Source organism: Cellulophaga baltica 18 (assembly GCF_000468615.2).
In the GTDB taxonomy this organism is placed as follows: domain Bacteria; phylum Bacteroidota; class Bacteroidia; order Flavobacteriales; family Flavobacteriaceae; genus Cellulophaga; species Cellulophaga baltica.
In genome coordinates, this window is sequence record NZ_CP009976.1 from 4101842 (window position 1) to 4120531 (window position 18690).

Sequence of the window (18690 nt, forward strand, 5' to 3'; positions counted from 1 at the left end):
TTATTTGGAATAATTTTCTAATTCTTTTTCAATTTTCTCCATCAAATTAGCCGCATCTTTTTCATATTGCGTTTGTGGAAAATTCTTTTTTAAAGTACTATATGATGCCTTTGCATCTTGTAAACGTTGCTTCTTTTTTTGCTCTGTACTATTCAACGCTAAATTAGTTAACGCTTTCATCTTATAAAATAGTGCATCTTCTTTGTAAATAGATCCTGGAAAATCCAAAATAAAGTTATCCATTGCTGCTGCTGCAGAGATAGAATAGTCCAATGTGTAATATTGTCCTAATTTCGTAAACTGCTTACCAATCTCAATTGCTTTAAGCTCTTTTTTCTCCGTAAGGTCTTTAGCCATTTGATTGGCCTCTGGCATAAATTCTGACTCCGGGAACGTATTAATAAAGGTTTGTAACTTCTGTAATGCTTTATCTGTATCTGTTTGATCTAAAGAATAGTCAGGAGATAACATATAATAGCTCTTTGCTACTAGAAAACCAGACTCTTGTGCCTTATCACTTTTAGGATACGATTTTAAGAAACGTTCAAATTGATATCCTGCTGTATTGTAATCTTTAATCTGATAGTAAGAATCTGCTAAGAAAAACATCACACGCTCGCCTTGAGGTTTCCCTATATATTTAGGCGTAATTTGTTCTAACAACCTGTTAGCACGCTTAAAATCTTTGGCTTCATAAAACTTCTCAGCCATATCATACTTTGCTTTAACATCATCATTCTTAAGCACTTTTTGGTACTCACTACAAGAACTTAAGACAAGCGTTAAAACTAAGAGACTTAAAAAAGGTCGCATTTTTCTAAACATTCTGCAAAATTAGTTATTCTTAATGGATTTAAAAAACATTTTCTATCGCTAAAATAACCTGCAGTATACCTTTTACAAATGTTTTGGCTAACTTTTAACTTAAAATTAGAGTTCCGACTGTTTTTTTTAGGCAGAAACCTTTACAACCGTACTTAAGAAATTTGCTATTTTTTGTTTTAAATCCGTGCTCGCTTCTATCAAAGGTAAACGCACAGCCGCTTTACAAATTTGTAAAGTTTCAAAAATAGATTTAATTCCGGCAGGATTCCCTTCTTCAAAAATCAAAGTCATACCCAGTTCCATTTGATGATGCAATTCATAGGCGTTACCAACTTTACCTTCTAAACCTAATTTTATCATTTTAGAAAATTCATTAGGTAACCCTTGACCAATCACAGAAATTACTCCTGCTCCACCGGCTAGTACGGTAGCCAAAGCGGTACTATCATCTCCAGAGATTACCAGAAAATCTTCCGGCTTGCCTTTGATAATTTCATTGATTTGAACCATGTCACCGCAAGCTTCTTTTATCGCAACAATATTTTCAAAATCGTGCGCTAGTCGCAATGTTGTTGCAGCCGTCATATTACTTCCTGTTCTACCAGGAACATTATAGACTATTATAGGCTTAGGAGAGGCTATAGAAATAGCCTTAAAGTGCTGATAAATACCTTCCTGCGTTGGTTTATTATAATATGGAGAAACAGATAATATAGCCTCAAAATCAGATAAATCTATAGTTTTAAGTTCTTCAACTACCGCAAATGTATTGTTCCCACCTACTCCTAAAACTAATGGCAACCTCCCAGCATTAGTCGTTACCACAGTTTGTATTACCAGCTGCTTTTCTTGCGCACTCAATGTAGCGGTTTCTGCAGTAGTTCCTAAAACTACTAAATAATCAATACCACCCGTAATACTATATTCTACTACCCGCTGTAAACCCGCTACATCGATAGAAAAATCTTCATTAAAGGGAGTTATCAATGCTACTCCTGTGCCAAACAAATTCTTCATACTATTCTATTTCCTTAAATATTTTAAGGTACTTTTTTAATTCCTCTTTAAATAATCCAAAATTTGAAATAGGCGTTTGCAAGATAAGATCGTTCAATTTGTGATCTACGCTACCAAAACCTACTCTAATTCTTGCTTTTGTTTTTAATGTCATTAATTGCAATAGCAATTGTTCTTCCGAATAATAATTTAACAACAGATCATATTCCCTGCTAAAAAACTCTAAAGCATATCCATTTTCTATTGCTCCATTCCAACCTAAATCCTTATCCGAAAAAATAGGTGTTGCATAAGGTGAATTTTTGTCATAAAAATTTTTGTACCCAATAATTTTCACCGAATTAGGCCTTAGCTTGAATTCATCTACCAATTGGTAAAACAAACTCGCATCCTCGAACTTATCTAAATCTACTATACAACCTACAGAAGCTATTCCATGTCCTTTTTTAACATTCTCTAAAGGGCCTGACAATAGCTGCTTTACGTGCTTTCTAGCAGATTTAAGTTTTAATTTTTGTTTTAAAGCTTTTAAAAACATGTATTTTTACATTTGTACAAATGTAAATAATATTCACAGCAATTATAACACGAAGATACATACTAAAATGATTTTAAAAATTAAACAAATTGTTATAATTATAACAATCACTTGTTTCTTTTCCTGTAAACAAGAAAAACCTGTGCTTACCGAAATCTCGGGAAAAAAAATCGCTGTCTCAGACACCCTTATTGCAACGGATAGTATTGAAGCATTTGTAGCTCCATACAGAAATAGAATTAATGAAATTTTAGATAGTACCATAGCCTATGCTCCAAAAGACATCACAAAAAATGATGGCATTTTAAACACCACAGCGGGGAACTTAATGGCCGATGCTGTTTTAGAATTAGCAGGACCAATTTTCAAATCTAGAACAGGCAGCTCTTTAGATTTTGTTTTATTAAATCATGGAGGAATTAGAAGTATTATTTCTGCTGGAAACGTTTCTGCAAGAACAGCTTATGAAATTATGCCTTTTGAAAATACCATTGTCGTTGTAGGTTTAAAAGGAGATGCTATTCTCGAAATGGTAGACTACCTCATAAAAGCAAAGCGACCACATCCTCTAGCCGGAATTCAAATTATCTTAAATAAAGATGATACTATAAATACTATTAAGATACAAGGAGAAGATTTTGATGAAAATAAAACCTATTATGTAGGGACTTCTAACTATTTAGTAAATGGAGGTGACCGCATGGATTTCTTTAAAAAGAAATTAACCTTTACAGAGACTGATTATCTCATACGAAATATCATGATTGATTATTTTACAAAAAAAGATACCATTGCTCCAATAACTGATGATCGATTTATAAAATTAGACTACTAAATCATGGATAGAAGAAAATTTATTACCAATACTACAGCAACATCTGCATTTATAGGACTGGGTGGTTTGACGCTAAATTCTTGTGGCCTAGATACAAAAAAGAAGATCACCATTCTACATACTAATGACGTGCATAGTCATATTGATAGCTTTCCAAGTTCACATTCTGAATTCCCTGGTCTTGGTGGCTTAGCTAAACGTGCAACCTTAGTAAATAACATCCGAAGAGAAAACCCTAATACCTTACTTTTTGATGCAGGAGATATTTTTCAAGGAACCCCTTATTTTAATTTTTATGGTGGCGAATTAGAGTTTAAACTAATGAGCATGCTTAAATATGATGCTGCTACAATAGGAAATCATGATTTTGATAATGGTATAGACGGCCTTTTTGCACAATTACCACACGCTAAATTTAAATTACTTAGTGCCAATTATGATTTCACCAATACCACCATGCAAGGCTTCACCAAACCTTACGACATCTACACGGTAGACGGTATCAAGATTGGCGTTTACGGCTTAGGAATAGAATTAGACGGATTAGTTACCAAAAGGCTTTTCAAGGAAACAACGTACTTAAACCCCTATGAGATTGCTTCTGACACGGAAAGAATCCTAAAAGAAGAAGAGGCTTGCGATATCATTATATGCTTGTCTCACTTGGGATACCAATACGACACAGATAAACCAGACGATCTTAAATTAGCTGCAAAAACAAAATACACCAATCTTATTATTGGTGGCCATACCCATACCTTTCTAGACAAACCAACTGTTGTAAAAAACAGTCTGCAAGAAGATATATTAGTGAATCAAGTAGGATGTTTTGGCATCAATTTAGGTAGAATTGATTTCTACTTAGATAGCCATAAAAATATGGCTGCAGACGGCATCAGTATTACGGTTTAAAAAACTCAATAGCATGATTTTTCTAAGAACAGACGCATCAAATAAAGATTTTTTAAAATTAATTGAAGCTTTAGATGCTTATCTTAAAATTACAGACGGAGAGGAGCATGATTTTTACAATCAATTTAATGGAACAGATCATTTAGATAACATTCTTGTAGTTTATGAGGATGATCTTGCAATAGGCTGTGGTGCTATCAAGCACTTTGACGAAGCTACTGTAGAAATTAAGCGAATGTATGTAAAGCCAGCATACAGAGGAAAAGGCCTAGCTTCTAAAATTTTGAAGGAGCTCGAACAATGGAGTCGAGAATTAAAATACACATCCATTATTTTAGAAACAGGTACTAGGCAAGTAGAAGCTGTTGCGCTTTATCATAAAAACAAATACACGACCATACCTAATTATGGCCCTTATACCGATGTAAAAAATAGTATTTGTTTTAAAAAAATTCTCTAAATGCCATCCCTAAAAAAAGTATCGATTGCCCTTAAAGCAACAAATTTAAATACCAAAAAATCTTAAAGTAGATTGTAATTATATTTTTTTGGCATCATCTTTGTATTAGGATAAAGTATTAATAATTAAATTTTTAACATGAGTAAAGGAACAGTAAAATTCTTCAATGACACCAAAGGTTTTGGTTTTATTACTGAAGAAGGTGTAGACAGAGATCACTTTGTACACATTTCTGGATTAATCGATGAAATTCGTGAAGGCGATGTAGTTGAATTCGATCTAGAAGAAGGTAAGAAAGGTTTAAATGCGGTAAACGTAAGAGTACTATAATATATACTTTCTAGAATTTACAAGGTCCCATTCATTTATTTGAATGGGACCTTTTTTTATGCCCAAGCCGCAATCGTTAGTCCCTTTTATTTCTTTTTGAGTATATTGACAAAGTTAAAACCATTAACAAATTAATATAAATCACTAAACACATTAATTATGAAAAAACTTATTGCAGAGTTTATTGGAACCTTTTGGCTCGTTTTAGGCGGGTGCGGTAGTGCCGTACTAGCTGCTGGTATCCCTGAAATTGGTATTGGCCTTGTGGGCGTTGCTTTAGCATTTGGACTTACCGTTTTAACTGGTGTCTATGCCTTGGGTCATATTTCTGGCGGACACTTTAATCCCGCAGTATCTATTGGACTTTGGGTTGGTGGCCGTTTCGAGGCCAAAGAGCTACTCCCTTATATAATATCACAAGTTTTAGGTGGTATTGCAGGAGCAGGAATACTCTATTTGATTGTAAGCAACCAGGCTAGCTTTTCTGGATATTCTCAAGCTGGTGACTTTGCGACTAACTTTTATGGTGTCGAGCAATATGGCCATACTTTTAACATGACAGCTGCTTTAGTAACTGAAGTAGTTATGACCTTTATGTTTCTTATCGTTATTTTAGGAGCTACGCACAAAAATGCCTCTCCTGGTTTTGCAGGGCTAGCTATTGGTCTAGCATTGACATTAATTCACTTAATTAGTATTCCCGTTACAAATACTTCTGTAAACCCTGCTAGAAGCACTGCTCAAGCACTATTTGTTGGCGCTGAAGCTATGGGACAATTATGGTTGTTTTGGGTAGCACCCATTGTTGGTGCTATTTTAGCAGGACTACTCTATAAGTTTATAGCTCCGAATAAATAAACGAAGCTAATTACATAAAATAAAGAGACCCATGCGAATACACATGGGTCTCTTTTTATGTTAAAATTTCTTCTACAATTTCTTGTAACTCTTCCTCTAAACTTACTTGAGGATAAGATACACCTGCTTGCCGATACCAAAACCCTGCATTAAATTCATCACCTTCTTTTCGATGTAAATAAGCATGAATTAAACTTCCTAAAGGAGTATTTAAATCTTGCGCTATGGCATGAGATTTTTGCCAATCGCCTTTAGCATCAAACCACATGGCCTTTAATCCTTCAGGCCAATTCTTGTCTGGAGCCTTATTTTCTAAAGTATATGTGAAATCTGTGTAGTTTACGGGTATCATTTTGCTAGTTTTTTTACTAATTTACCAACGGTTAAGCCTTGAGCAACAATAGAGAAAACCACGACAACATAAGTAATCACCAAGAATAGATCTCTATTCATTTCATCCGATAACCCTAAGGCTAAAGCTATAGAAATACCTCCTCTTAAACCTCCCCAAGTCATAATTAAATTAGTGTTGGGCACAAAGTTTAGTTTCTTTTCAAAAATCCGTATAGGCAACACTAAAGATATATAACGGCATACTAATATAATTGGTATTGCCAGTAGCCCTGCTATTATATAATTGATATTAAAAGTCAATACCAACATTTCCATCCCAATTAAAACAAACAATAAAGTATTCAATAGAATATCTATTAATTCCCAGAACTTATCGACATAGGTTTCTGTTATTTCAGACATAGAACTATCACGTAAGGTATCATTACCTACAACCAAACCTGCTGTAACCATTGCTAGTGGCGCTGACAAATGCAATTTTTGTGCAATAACCGTTCCTACCATCACCGTCGCTAAAGTGATGATGACCTCAATATCATAATCATCTATAGAACGCATTAAGCGGTAAGTAACCCACCCTAAAAATAAGCCTAACAAGATTCCGCCAATTACCTCTACTCCAAATAATTCTACGACATCTAAAGCTGTAATTGTTTCTGTAGACGGACTTGCAAATTGATAAATAGTTAAGAACACTACTACTCCCACTCCATCATTAAATAGCGATTCTCCAACAATTTTGGTTTCTAATTGTTTAGGTACTCCTGCTTTTTTTAATATGCCGAGTACGGCAATAGGATCTGTTGGTGATATTAAAGCACCAAACAATAAACAATGTACATATTCTACATCTAAACTCAATAGTTGGAGCAGATAGAATACTACAGTTCCTACTAGAAAGGTAGATACTAAAACTCCTAAGGTGGAAAAGAGCAGTATTGGTCCTCTTTGGACCTTTAATTGTTCAAAATTGGTATGTAATGCCCCTGCAAAAAGCAAAAAACTTAGCATCACATCTAACAAAACGGACTTAAAATCTATTTTAGTGATGATATACTTCTCCGCATTTAATAAGGTATCGTCAAAATAGCTCAAGCCAAAAACCGCTAGTGTAAATACAATAGTAATCAACATTAACCCTATGGTATTAGGGAGTTTAAAAAAACGAACGTTGATATAGCCAAATAAGGCCGATAGAAATACTAAAATGGCTATAATTACAAAATAATCCATAAATCAGTTTGGTTTAGATGTTTTGCAAAAATGCGATAAAACAAGAAAGAATAATAATCCAAAGACCAAAAAAGTCTTTTTATACGAGTATTACCTATTAAACCTACCAGTTGTATTCCCTTCTAAGATACCCATCACCTCTTTTACCGTGGCAAAATTAACATCCCCTTCATACGTATGCTTTAAAGCACAAGCAGCGCTAGCAAACTCCATCGCCTTAAAATCATCAAATTCTTGCAATCCATAAATTAATCCTGCAGCAAAAGCATCTCCAGTACCGATTCTGTCTACAATATGAGTAATATCCAAATCTTCTGTTTCCCTAAACTCTTTTCCATTCCACATTCTAGCTCTTATTTTGTGCCAAGAAGAATTTAAAGAAGTTCTAATTTTATCAAAAACCTTCTCTATTGAAGGAAAACGCTCCATTAACTGTTTGCTTGCCGCAATAAAGTCTTCATTGGTATAATTAAATGTAGTTCCTAAAACTTCATTCATCTCATTAATACCTCCAATAAAAATGGTAGAATACTCCAACAATTCTGAAAGTATTTCTTTGGCATCGCTGCCATATTTCCACAAACCGCTTCTATAAGTAGGATCTGCTGTGATAGTGATGCCCTTTTTTTTAGCTAAAACTAAGCCTTCTCGTAGCGTTTCATACCCTCCTTGACATAAGGCTGGCGTAATTCCAGTCCAATGAAACCAAGAGCCATTTTCTAAAGAAGATTCCCAATCTACCATAGACGGCTGAATTTCCGAAAATGAAGAATGAGATCTATTGTAAGAAATGGAACTAGGTCTCATAACCGCACCCACCTCAAGAAAATAAACTCCCAAAGGTCTACTGGAACGCACGATAGAAGATGTATCTACATCAAATTTATTCAAGTATGATATGGCAGTATCTCCAATAAAATCGTTAGAAATACAGCTTATATGTTTTACTTTTCCACCGAAGTTAGCAATAGAAATCCCTACATTAATCTCTGTTCCTCCAAAATAAAATTCCAACGTATTAGATTGTATAAACTTTTTATTCCCTTCTGGCGATAAACGCATTAGTACTTCTCCGAAAGTTATTGTTTGACTCATTGCGAAAACGTTTGATGAATTGTAAAATTAAATAAGAAATTGGCTTTTTTAACACAAAAGATGAATTAATAACAAATGTTCTCGTAATTGACTCATAACAACACATCCATGTAACCCTAGATGAATTGAGTTAGTTATTTAATTTTTTAAGTTACCCAAGTTTAGCCTCTAAAAGTACCTTGCGGTATAACTTAAAAACAACACATTATGAGAGGTCTTCTTTGGTTAGTAGCCGTAATTTGTATTATCGTATGGCTTTTGGGAATGTTAGGAGTCGTACCTGGAATTGGAACTAATAGTTTAATTCATATTCTTATTGTAATTGCAGTAATTGTAATTCTCTACAATATAATTTCAGGAAGAAAAGTATTATAAAAATTGCCGTGAAAAGGAAATAAATAAAAAAGTCAGTCTTTACTTAGACTGACTTTTCTATTTCTACTATAATTTAAGCTTTAAGAATCCAAGAGGGCTAGAAAATCATCTTCTGTGATAATGGCTACCCCTAAATTTTCTGCTTTAGTTCGTTTACTCGGCCCCATTTTATCTCCGGCTACTAAAAAAGTAGTTTTGGAAGATACCGATGACCCTACTTTACCACCATTGTCTTCAATAAGTTTTTTAAGCTCATCCCTACTTACTTTTTCAAAAACACCAGAAACCACAAAGGTTTGTCCTTTTAATTCTTCTGTCTGGTTTTCTAATTTTTCAGCAGATAATTCAAATTGTACACCATAACTTTTTAAACGCTCAATAGTTTCCTGATTGGTTTCATTTTGAAAAAACTCAACCACACTAGTAGCAATACGCTCTCCAATTTCATCAACTTTCACCAACTCTTCTACTGATGCAATTTTCAAAGCATCCATATTTTTGTAAGCTTTCGCCAATTTTTTAGCCACAGTTTCACCTACAAACCGTATACCTAATGCAAAAAGCACACGTTCAAAAGGGATGTTAACAGACGCTTTAACTCCGTTAATCAAATTCTCTGCAGACTTCTCTGCCATACGCTCTAAGGGCATTACTTGAGCTTTGGTTAGCGTATATAAATCGGCATAATTTTTAATCAGTTGCTCCTTATACAGCAACTCTACCGTTTCACCTCCCAGACCTTCAATATCCATTGCTTTACGAGAAATGTAATGTTGAATTCTGCCCGTTATTTGAGGAGGGCATCCGTAGAAATTAGGGCAATAATGCTTTGCATCGCCCTCAGTACGTTCTAAAACCGTATTACATTCTGGGCAATGCTCTATATATTTTGTTGGTTCAGAATTTTCTGGTCTTTGTGCAAAATCTACACCTATAATTTTTGGAATAATTTCTCCCCCTTTTTCCACAAAAACGGTATCTCCTTCACGAATATCAAATTTTGCAATTTGATCAGCATTGTGTAAAGAAGCTCTTTTTACCGTAGTTCCGGCTAAAAGAACAGGGACTAAATTAGCTACTGGCGTAATGGCTCCTGTTCTACCTACTTGATACGTAATCTCATTTAAAAGAGTGGAAACCTGCTCTGCCTTAAATTTATAAGCCATGGCCCAACGCGGAGATTTAGAGGTATACCCTAACTCTTCTTGATGCTGTAGGTTATTTACTTTTATTACCACCCCATCCGTTTCATACGGCAATTCATGTCTATGAATATCCCAATATTCTACAAAAGCCATTACTTCATCTGTAGATGTACAAAGCTTTGCAACCGTTGGCACTTTAAACCCCCAAACCCTAGCCTTTTCTAACATTTGAAACTGAGATTCTATACCGGTTTTTTCTCCTACAATGCCATAAAGTAAACACTCTAAAGGCCGTTGCGCCACTAGCGCACTATCTTGAAGTTTTAAACTCCCAGAGGCTGTGTTTCTTGGATTCATATATGGATCTTCCCCATTTTCTATACGTTCCGCATTCATTTTTGCAAAGCCTTCAAATGGTAAAACAATCTCACCACGAATATCAAACTTAGGCGGATAATCGCCTTTTAATTGTAAAGGAATTGATTTTATCGTCTTTATATTATTCGTCACATCATCACCTTGAAAACCATCTCCACGTGTCAATGCCCGAACCAACTGTCCGTTTTCATAAGTGATACTAATTGATGCCCCGTCATACTTAAGCTCACACGTAAATTCTACAGGAACATCCCCTAAATTACGCTGTATACGTTTTTCCCAATCTTCTAAATCCTCTTTGGAGTAACTGTTGTCTAAAGAATACATGCGACTCTCATGCACCACGGTATTAAAGTTTTTGGTTACCATACCACCCACACGTAAGCTTGGCGATGTAGCATCATAAAACTCCGGGTGTTTCGCTTCCAAATCTTGCAATTCTTTTAATTGCATGTCAAATTCATAATCAGATATCGTTGGCGTATCTAGTACGTAATAATTGTAATTATGTTCTCTAAGTGCTAACCTTAGTGCTTCTATTTTTTGCTTACTATCCATTTAAAAAGATGGGTTATTTTAATTCTTTATTCCTTTCAACATTCGGTCGTTCCCAAATATATCTTGTCGCAGTGTAATATCAGAAAAATTATGAGTTTCTAAAAGAAGTTCTGTTTCTTTCCCTAAATATTGATTAATCTCAAAATATAAACTACCTTTTTTTACAAGGTTATGAGCTGCAATAGCCGTGATTTTATTATAAAAAACTAACGGATTATCATCTGCAACAAACAATGCCAATGCTGGTTCATGTTTTAGTACATTTTCATGCATTGCTGCCTTTTCTAGTTCCCGTACATAAGGCGGATTTGATACTATAATATCAAAATCTTCATCTAGTGTCGCTATTTCCAAAATACTATCCTTTATAAACTGAATAGAAACTTTATTCAAAACGGCGTTTTGCTTAGCAACTGCAATAGCTTTTTCTGAAACATCTAATGAATACACTTCTGCATTTGGCAAGTACTTTGCTAAAGCAATAGGTATACAACCACTTCCTGTACCTATATCTAGTATTTTTAATTTAGATTGATGATCTTTGATATCGTCGAGAATCCACCGCACCAATTCTTCCGTTTCTGGCCTTGGAATAAGCACATCTTCATTCACGATAAATTCCATCTCCATAAATTCTGTGCTACCAGTAATATATTGAACAGGTACCTGAAGCCTTAATTTACTCAAAGCTTCAAACAATGGAGACTCTTCTTCTTTAGTTATAATTAGATGAGGCTCCATTGCTAGGACAAAGCGTTGCAACCCTAGATAATGTTCTATAAGTATATAAAAAAAGCTATTTACTTCTTCCTTTTGATATAAAGCATCAAGCTCTTGGTGAAATATATTTTTAATTTCTTTTAAAAGCATTCTTGTTATTTTAAGTCTTTCAACATCCAAACAGGGCAAGAATAATGACCTGTATTCCCCATGGGAGCTTCTAAATATTCAAAGCCAGATTTCTGATACAATTTTTGTGCAGCCTTCATAAATGGCATGGTTTCTAAATACATTTTATCAAAACCATATTCTTTCGCTCTCGCTATACAAATATCAATCATCTGTTTACCTACTCCTTTTCCTCTTGCTTCTTCTAAAAAGTACATTTTCTGAAGCTCACATACATTCCCTTCATAATTCTCTAATTGCGCAACGCCACAACAACCAATCACCTTATCATTTTCTTCCACCACAAAATAGGTAGCTTTTGGAACATTATAATTCTCAAACATATGATCCAAGGCCTTATCTTCATAAGCTGTCCCTACTTTTGGCACTCCTAAATCTACCAACACCTTCCTAACAACTTCTGCTACAGCCGAATTATCTTTTTGTTGAATTTCTCGAATTATAATACTTCCCATAATTTCTTAAATCGATATCTATTTAATATCCTATTTTTGCGATGTGAAGATACATGAATTTTATATTTTACGCTGCATTCAAATTGCCCAAAACGGATTAGGCACTACAGCTCCTAACCCAATGGTTGGAGCCGTTGTTGTTCATAAAAATAAAATTATTGGAGAAGGATACACCAGCCCTTACGGAGGCTCTCATGCCGAAGTAAATGCCATTAACTCCGTCAAAGATAAAAGCCTACTTAGCGAATCCACTATTTACGTGACGCTTGAGCCATGTTCTCATTACGGAAAAACGCCCCCTTGTGCGGACTTAATCCTAAAGCACCATATTAAAAATGTGGTGGTTGGGCTGTTAGACCCTCATGAAAAAGTTGCTGGTCAAGGTATACAAAAACTAAGAAATGCGGGCTGCCACGTAACTGTTGGTGTTTTAGAAAAAGAATGTCGCGAACATCATAAGCGTTTTTTGACATTTCAAGAAAAGAAAAGGCCTTATCTTATTTTAAAGTGGGCAGAAACTAGAGATGGTTTTATAGCACCAGCCCCCCACTTAAGAGCAGAAGAAAAACAAGCTTTTTGGATTACCAACCCATATTCTAGACAACTTGTACACCAATGGCGCGCAGAAGAACAGGCCATTTTAGTAGGTACCAATACCGTACTGGCCGATAATCCAAAATTAAGCGTACGTAGCTGGACGGGACGCAACCCAACACGCATAATAATAGATAGAGATTTAAAGATTGATGCTAACTATCATGTGTTAGACAAAACCGTAAAGACGATTGTATTTACGGCCGTTTCAGATAAAACTAAATACAAACCGGATGTGGCGTACCTCTTAATTGATTTTTCTAAAGAGATAGCTGCACAAATCTGTGAAGCACTATACCTGCAAAATATACAAAGCATCCTTATTGAAGGAGGCCAACGCACCTTACAAACTTTTATTGACGAAAATCTATGGGATGAAGCTCGTGTTTTTATAGGAAATTCCACGTTCAAAAACGGCATAAAAGCACCTTCGCTCGTCGGTACTTTAAAAGAGACTAACACATTAGACCAAGACATTTTAAACCTATATTACAATGATTAAAAACATCATTTTTGATTTTGGAGACATTTTCATCAACCTAGACAAACCTGCTGTCTTTAAAGCTCTTGCAAACGTTGGTTATACAGAAGTTACTCCTGAATTAGATGACATTTTCAAAGCCTACGAAATGGGCTTAATGACTTCTGAGAATTTCATTCTAAAGTTAAATGAGATTTTCCCAAGTGCTATACCCAAAGAACTAAAAGATGCTTGGAACAGTATCCTCCTTGATTTTCCAGAAAACAGATTGTTATTTTTAGAGCAATTAGCGGCAGAAAAAAAATACCGCCTATTTTTATTGAGCAATACAAATGAAATTCATATAGATTATGTGATTAACGCAATGGGTGAAGCTCAATTTAATAGATTTAAAGATTGCTTTGAAAAGTTTTACCTTTCTCACGAAATTAAACTTAGAAAACCCAACAAAGACATTTATGAGTTTGTACTGAATGAAAACAACCTTATTGCCGAAGAAACTTTCTTCGTAGATGATACTCAGGAAAATACAGCTGCTTCGGCAGCTTTGGGAATTAAAAGTTGGAATTTACTGGTAGGAAAAGAAGATATTATACAATTAAAAACCAAGTTGTAAATGATAGACTTAATATTATGCATACTATTTTCTAGTTCGCTATTTGTGATTTTCAAACTTTATAACACGTATAAAGTTCAGACACTTTTTGCTATTATCACTAACTATTTTGTTGCAGGTATTTTTTCTACATTTTTTTACGAAGAGAGCATTCAGTTATCTTCAATACCAGAGAAAAGCTGGTTTTTACCCACGGTTAGTTTAGGGTTTTTATTTATTACCGTTTTTTATATTACGGCAAGGACTTCACAAGAAATAGGCGTTTCCGTAGCTTCTGTAGCTTCAAAAATGTCTTTAGTCATTCCTGTTCTTGCAGGCGTAATGCTTTACAAGGAAGAATTAGGGGGTATCAAAATTATCGGAATTGTTTTAGCTTTAATTGCCGTTTATTTCTCTTCACTAAAAAACCGCACCATTACAGTAAAAACAGGAACACTAGTACTCCCCTTGCTGTTATTTATAGGTTCTGGGCTGGTAGATACTAGTATAAAATACATACAAACCACCTTTGTTCCCAAGCATGAATTTCCTTTGTTTAGCACAGTTGTATTTTCCTCCGCAGGCATATTTGGTGTGCTTTTTATCCTCATTCGGTCTTTTAAAATACCTCTAAAAATAAATTACAGAAATATTTTGGGGGGAATTGTTTTGGGAATTTTCAATTATTTAACCCTGCACTTTTTACTACGTGCGTTACAAAATGATTTCTCTGACAGCTCTTCCATTTTTACTATAAATAATGTCGCAACCGTATTGTTTTCAACGCTTTTAGGAATTTTATTATTTAAGGAAAAATTGATTCCTAAGAACTGGATTGGAATAGGATTGGCCGTAATTAGTATCATATTAGTAGCTTTGTTTTAATGGAAACACACTCAGACACCTACAAAACACTTTCAAAACCATCCGATGAAATTCTTTTTAAAGAGAAAAAAAGTAAGTTTTACGGTTACGCATTTCCGATTGAATCTGAAGACGATGTAAAACCTTTACTCGAAGAAATAAAGAAGAGGTATTATACAGCAGGCCATGTTTGCTATGCTTGGCAGTTAGGAATAGAAAATCCTAATTACAGAGCAAATGATGATGGGGAACCAAATAATTCGGCAGGAATGCCTATTTACGGTCAAATACAGTCTTTTGAGGTCACGAATGTACTAGTTGCAGTTGCGCGTATCTACGGAGGTACAAAACTAGGTGTAGGCGGCTTAATTAGCGCCTACAAAACTGGAGCACAAATGGCTCTAGAGAACGCTAAGATTATAGAGAAAATTATTCAAGTACAATTTGCATTATTCTTCGAATACGCCGATATGGATAAAGTGATGCGGATTATAAAACAAGAACAATTATCCATCGTTTCTCAAAAGATGGAATTGGATTGTAACATTGTGATTTCCGTTCGAAAAGATGATGAAGAAAAAATACATAGTATTTTTTCAGATATGCACACCATTAAAATTAAACCTGTTTCTTAACTGAATTTAAATACTCAGAAATTCTTTCTAATAAATCTTCCGGACATCTCATTGGCTTATTTTTTTTCGAATCTATAAATGCTAAAACGGTATGAGCTTCGACCAACAACTCCTTTTTCTCGTTGAAAATCATATAGTCAAATTCTATCTTCACCGACGGTATTTTTTTTAAGTTGGTAACCACCGTTATCAAATCATCATACAAGGCAGATTTCTTAAAATTTACAGTTAGAGAAATAACCGGCAAGATAATACCACTTTCCTCTAGTGCTTTGTAAGAAATTCCTAACCCGCGCAACATCTCTACGCGGCCCATCTCTAGATACTGCGCATAGTTGCCGTGATATACGACTCCCATTTGATCTGTTTCACCATATCTAACTCTAAAAGAAATTTTGTTAATATCCATTATTTTAAAAGTAAAAATTATATATTTAAAGGCTGTACTTCTTTGAAGGGGCAACATGGTAAAAAAAAACCGAAAATTCAATACTAATGAATTTTTTTTTTAGTTTTTTTGTTCACATATTTGTCATCCGATTAAGCGAGGAGATTATTCGCTGATTTCAGTTTAGAAAGCCTATTTTATTACTAACCAATATTTAAGATTAATTTAAAAAATGAGTGTTACTGCTATTTCCGTATGGAACAATTGTTTGGACTTTATCAAGGACAACATTCAACCGCAGGCATTCAAAACATGGTTTGAACCCATTAAGCCTGTCAAGTTAACGGATAAAGCGCTTAGTATTCAAGTACCAAGTAAATTTTTCTACGAATGGCTCGAGGAGCATTATGTAAAACTTTTAAAAGTATCCTTAACCAAAGAACTTGGTGAAAGTGCAAAATTAGTTTACATTATAAAAATGGAAAACACTTACGGCAATAGAGAACCATTTACCGAAAAAATTCCAAGCTCAAACCGAAGTACCGTTCCTGCACAAGAATTAGACGTTGCTATCAAATCTAAAAACCCACAATTAAAGAATCCATTTGTAATTCCTGGGATTAGAAATATCAAGATAGAATCACAGCTAAATCCAAATTATAATTTTGAAAACTTTTTAGAAGGAGACTCTAACCGTTTAGCGCGTTCTGCTGGTATGGCCGTAGCAAATAAACCCGGAGGAACTTCTTTTAACCCATTATTAATATTTGGTGGCGTAGGTTTAGGAAAGACACACTTAGCACATGCTATTGGTGTTGAAATAAAAGATAAATACCCAGAGCGTACTGTTTTATATATTTCTGCAGAGAAATTTACCCAACAGTATATAGAATCTGTAAAGAAAAATACTCGGAATGATTTTATACATTTCTACCAATTGATAGATGTATTAATTATTGATGACGTACAATTCTTATCTGGTAAATCTGGAACACAAGATGTTTTCTTCCATATATTTAACCATTTACATCAAAATGGAAAACAGGTTATCTTAACATCAGATAAGGCTCCTGTAGATATGCAAGACATAGAGCAACGCTTATTATCTAGATTTAAATGGGGACTATCTGCTGAACTGCAAAACCCTGATTACGAAACTAGAATTTCTATCTTAAAAAATAAATTATATCGTGATGGTGTTGAGATGCCTGATGATATTATAGATTACGTTGCAAAACACATCAAAACAAACATTCGTGAGCTCGAAGGTGCTATTATATCATTGATTGCACAATCTTCGTTTAATAAAAAAGAGGTTACCCTAGATCTTGCACAACAGGTTGTAGAGAAATTTGTTAAAAACACAAAACGTGAAGTTTCTATAGATTACATCCAGAAAGTAGTTTCTGATTATTTTGAAATGGATGTAGCTACATTACAATCTAAGACTAGAAAACGTCATATTGTACAAGCAAGACAATTAGCGATGTTCTTTGCTAAAAAATTCACGAAAGCTTCTTTAGCAAGTATTGGTTCACAAATAGGAAAAAGAGATCATGCTACAGTTTTACATGCTTGTAAAACCGTAGATAACCTTGCTGAAACTGATAAACAATTTCGCAAATACATAGACGATCTTACTAAGAAATTTTCTTAATTACCATTTATGAAAACGAAGATACTAATGGTTTGCCTCGGAAATATCTGTAGGTCTCCGTTAGCCGAAGGTATTTTACAAAACAAACTAGATACCACTTCATTTTTTGTTGACTCTGCAGGTACTGGAAATTATCATATAGGTAATCCTCCTGATATACGATCCATAGCCGTTGCTAAAAAACACCAAATAGCTATTGCTCATCAAAAATGTAGACAATTTAAAAAAGAAGATTTCACTACTTTTGACTACATCTATGTGATGGATTCTAAAAATTACCAAAATATCATTGCTTTAGCCAGCAGTCAAGATGAAAAATCAAAAGTAAAATTACTTTTAAATGAGCTTGATATTAATATCAACGAAGTTCCAGACCCTTATTGGGATGATAATGGCTTCGAACATGTTTTTCAGTTAATAGATAGTGCTTGCACGGTTATTGCTGAGAAATTAACAACAACATAAACCGCCTCTCTATGGACACTACTACATTTGGTAAGTTATACTTAATCCCAACTACATTAGGTGAAAATGAACCACTGGAAGTTTTACCGCTTTCTGTTAAGCAAGCCATAGAAAACATCAATTACTATATTGTTGAGAACGAAAAAACAGCTCGTAGGTTCATAAAAAAAATTAGTTCTAAAAAATCTCAGGGAGATCTCATCCTAGAATCGCTCAATAAATTTACGGAACCAGAAATGATTCCTACTTTTTTACAACCGTGCCTAGAAGGTCATGATGTAGGCGTAATCTCTGAAGCAGGCTGCCCTGGTATTGCAGACCCTGGAGCAGATGTGGTACGTATTGCTCATGAGAAAAACATACGCGTTGTTCCATTAGTCGGTCCATCTTCTATCCTCCTAGCCTTAATGGCTAGCGGATTTAACGGTCAGAATTTTGCTTTTAACGGATACCTTCCTATTGATAACAGCGAACGCAGAAGCGCCATAAAACGCTTAGAAAAACTATCTAAAGACGCAGATCAGTCTCAAGTATTTATTGAAACCCCCTACCGTAATGATAAATTACTAGCGGAACTCATAAAAACAGTACATCCTTTTACTAAAATCTGCGTTGCCTGTGACATCACCTTGCCCACAGAGTTCATTGCAACTAAAACAGCAAAGCAATGGACCACAGAAAATATAGATCTTCACAAAAGACCTACCATATTTATTATTCAAGCATAAAAAAAA

Annotated in this window: 23 protein-coding genes; 13 read left to right on the plus strand and 10 right to left on the minus strand. The window is 34.6% G+C overall.

Features of this window, described 5'->3' with window-relative positions:
• The 3 genes from M666_RS17675 to M666_RS17685 form a co-directional block, all read right to left on the minus strand.
• The gene (locus tag M666_RS17675) at positions 1 to 825 is read right to left on the minus strand and encodes an outer membrane protein assembly factor BamD (RefSeq protein ID WP_024481333.1); all 825 of its coding nucleotides are present in this window, start codon (positions 823 to 825) and stop codon (positions 1 to 3) included.
• Positions 826 to 951: 126 nt separating this feature from the next.
• Positions 952 to 1842 carry a 4-hydroxy-tetrahydrodipicolinate synthase gene (gene dapA / locus M666_RS17680; protein ID WP_029445123.1) on the minus strand — a complete coding sequence of 297 codons (891 nt, stop codon included), beginning with the start codon at positions 1840 to 1842 and terminating at the stop codon, positions 952 to 954.
• Between the two features lies 1 nt (position 1843).
• Positions 1844 to 2380, minus strand: a complete 537-nt coding sequence (locus tag M666_RS17685; protein WP_029445122.1) for a DUF6913 domain-containing protein — start codon at positions 2378 to 2380, stop codon at positions 1844 to 1846.
• 142 nt (positions 2381 to 2522) lie between these two features.
• Between M666_RS17685 and M666_RS17690 the strand changes: the two genes are divergently transcribed.
• From M666_RS17690 to aqpZ, 5 genes are all read left to right on the plus strand, one after another.
• Complete coding sequence (locus tag M666_RS17690; protein ID WP_316932431.1) at positions 2523 to 3215, plus strand: 5'-nucleotidase C-terminal domain-containing protein; 693 nt, start codon at positions 2523 to 2525, stop codon at positions 3213 to 3215.
• Between the two features lie 3 nt (positions 3216 to 3218).
• The gene (locus M666_RS17695; RefSeq protein WP_029445120.1) at positions 3219 to 4127 is read left to right on the plus strand and encodes a bifunctional metallophosphatase/5'-nucleotidase; all 909 of its coding nucleotides are present in this window, start codon (positions 3219 to 3221) and stop codon (positions 4125 to 4127) included.
• 13 nt (positions 4128 to 4140) lie between these two features.
• Complete coding sequence (locus tag M666_RS17700; RefSeq protein WP_029445119.1) at positions 4141 to 4587, plus strand: GNAT family N-acetyltransferase; 447 nt, start codon at positions 4141 to 4143, stop codon at positions 4585 to 4587.
• Positions 4588 to 4725: 138 nt separating this feature from the next.
• Complete coding sequence (locus M666_RS17705; protein WP_024481339.1) at positions 4726 to 4917, plus strand: cold-shock protein; 192 nt, start codon at positions 4726 to 4728, stop codon at positions 4915 to 4917.
• Between the two features lie 159 nt (positions 4918 to 5076).
• The gene (gene aqpZ / locus M666_RS17710; protein ID WP_029445118.1) at positions 5077 to 5775 is read left to right on the plus strand and encodes an aquaporin Z; all 699 of its coding nucleotides are present in this window, start codon (positions 5077 to 5079) and stop codon (positions 5773 to 5775) included.
• Between the two features lie 55 nt (positions 5776 to 5830).
• Here the strand turns inward: aqpZ and M666_RS17715 are convergent, their stop codons facing one another.
• The 3 genes from M666_RS17715 to M666_RS17725 form a co-directional block, all read right to left on the minus strand.
• Positions 5831 to 6127, minus strand: a complete 297-nt coding sequence (locus M666_RS17715) for a hypothetical protein (RefSeq protein ID WP_029445117.1) — start codon at positions 6125 to 6127, stop codon at positions 5831 to 5833.
• A complete protein-coding gene (locus M666_RS17720; RefSeq protein WP_024481342.1) occupies positions 6124 to 7362 on the minus strand; it encodes a cation:proton antiporter in 1239 nt (412 codons plus the stop codon). The genes M666_RS17715 and M666_RS17720 overlap by 4 nt, the downstream gene beginning before the upstream one ends.
• Before the next feature lie 90 nt (positions 7363 to 7452).
• Complete coding sequence (locus M666_RS17725) at positions 7453 to 8457, minus strand: sugar kinase (protein WP_024481343.1); 1005 nt, start codon at positions 8455 to 8457, stop codon at positions 7453 to 7455.
• Between the two features lie 207 nt (positions 8458 to 8664).
• Between M666_RS17725 and M666_RS20415 the strand changes: the two genes are divergently transcribed.
• The gene (locus tag M666_RS20415; RefSeq protein WP_024481344.1) at positions 8665 to 8832 is read left to right on the plus strand and encodes a lmo0937 family membrane protein; all 168 of its coding nucleotides are present in this window, start codon (positions 8665 to 8667) and stop codon (positions 8830 to 8832) included.
• 80 nt (positions 8833 to 8912) lie between these two features.
• On the opposite strand, the gene ligA is transcribed toward M666_RS20415, so the two are convergent.
• Genes ligA through M666_RS17745 form a run of 3 tightly spaced genes read right to left on the minus strand, consistent with a single transcriptional unit; the run spans position 8913 to position 12277 of the window.
• Entirely contained in the window at positions 8913 to 10913 is a 2001-nt protein-coding gene (ligA, locus tag M666_RS17735) for an NAD-dependent DNA ligase LigA (protein WP_029445116.1), read from the minus strand.
• 18 nt (positions 10914 to 10931) lie between these two features.
• Positions 10932 to 11783 carry a peptide chain release factor N(5)-glutamine methyltransferase gene (gene prmC / locus M666_RS17740; RefSeq protein WP_029445115.1) on the minus strand — a complete coding sequence of 284 codons (852 nt, stop codon included), beginning with the start codon at positions 11781 to 11783 and terminating at the stop codon, positions 10932 to 10934.
• A 5-nt stretch (positions 11784 to 11788) separates the two neighbouring features.
• Positions 11789 to 12277, minus strand: coding sequence for a GNAT family N-acetyltransferase (locus M666_RS17745; protein WP_024481347.1), 489 nt, complete (start codon positions 12275 to 12277; stop codon positions 11789 to 11791).
• Between the two features lie 43 nt (positions 12278 to 12320).
• Here M666_RS17745 and ribD point away from each other — a divergent pair, with 43 nt between their 5' ends.
• From ribD to M666_RS17765, 4 genes are read left to right on the plus strand one after another with little or no spacing between them, the layout of a single operon-like run.
• Complete coding sequence (ribD, locus tag M666_RS17750) at positions 12321 to 13373, plus strand: bifunctional diaminohydroxyphosphoribosylaminopyrimidine deaminase/5-amino-6-(5-phosphoribosylamino)uracil reductase RibD (protein ID WP_029445114.1); 1053 nt, start codon at positions 12321 to 12323, stop codon at positions 13371 to 13373.
• Entirely contained in the window at positions 13366 to 13968 is a 603-nt protein-coding gene (locus M666_RS17755; RefSeq protein WP_029445113.1) for an HAD family hydrolase, read from the plus strand. Before ribD ends, M666_RS17755 begins: the two co-directional genes overlap by 8 nt.
• Positions 13969 to 14832 (plus strand): EamA family transporter, encoded by an 864-nt coding sequence (locus tag M666_RS17760; protein WP_029445112.1) that lies wholly within the window; start codon positions 13969 to 13971, stop codon positions 14830 to 14832.
• Entirely contained in the window at positions 14832 to 15446 is a 615-nt protein-coding gene (locus M666_RS17765) for an IMPACT family protein (RefSeq protein ID WP_029445111.1), read from the plus strand. The genes M666_RS17760 and M666_RS17765 overlap by 1 nt, the downstream gene beginning before the upstream one ends.
• Here the strand turns inward: M666_RS17765 and M666_RS17770 are convergent.
• Positions 15430 to 15855 carry an acyl-CoA thioesterase gene (locus tag M666_RS17770; RefSeq protein ID WP_029445110.1) on the minus strand — a complete coding sequence of 142 codons (426 nt, stop codon included), beginning with the start codon at positions 15853 to 15855 and terminating at the stop codon, positions 15430 to 15432. The genes M666_RS17765 and M666_RS17770 overlap by 17 nt on opposite strands.
• A 211-nt stretch (positions 15856 to 16066) precedes the next feature.
• On the opposite strand from M666_RS17770, the gene dnaA reads away from it, so the two are divergent.
• Genes dnaA through M666_RS17785 form a run of 3 tightly spaced genes read left to right on the plus strand, consistent with a single transcriptional unit; the run spans position 16067 to position 18684 of the window.
• Entirely contained in the window at positions 16067 to 17491 is a 1425-nt protein-coding gene (gene dnaA, locus M666_RS17775; RefSeq protein WP_024481353.1) for a chromosomal replication initiator protein DnaA, read from the plus strand.
• A gap of 9 nt (positions 17492 to 17500) precedes the next feature.
• Positions 17501 to 17956 carry a low molecular weight protein-tyrosine-phosphatase gene (locus M666_RS17780; RefSeq protein WP_029445109.1) on the plus strand — a complete coding sequence of 152 codons (456 nt, stop codon included), beginning with the start codon at positions 17501 to 17503 and terminating at the stop codon, positions 17954 to 17956.
• Positions 17957 to 17967: 11 nt separating this feature from the next.
• On the plus strand, positions 17968 to 18684 hold the full coding sequence (locus M666_RS17785; protein WP_029445108.1) for an SAM-dependent methyltransferase: 717 nt from the start codon (positions 17968 to 17970) through the stop codon (positions 18682 to 18684).
• Positions 18685 to 18690: the final 6 nt, after the last annotated feature.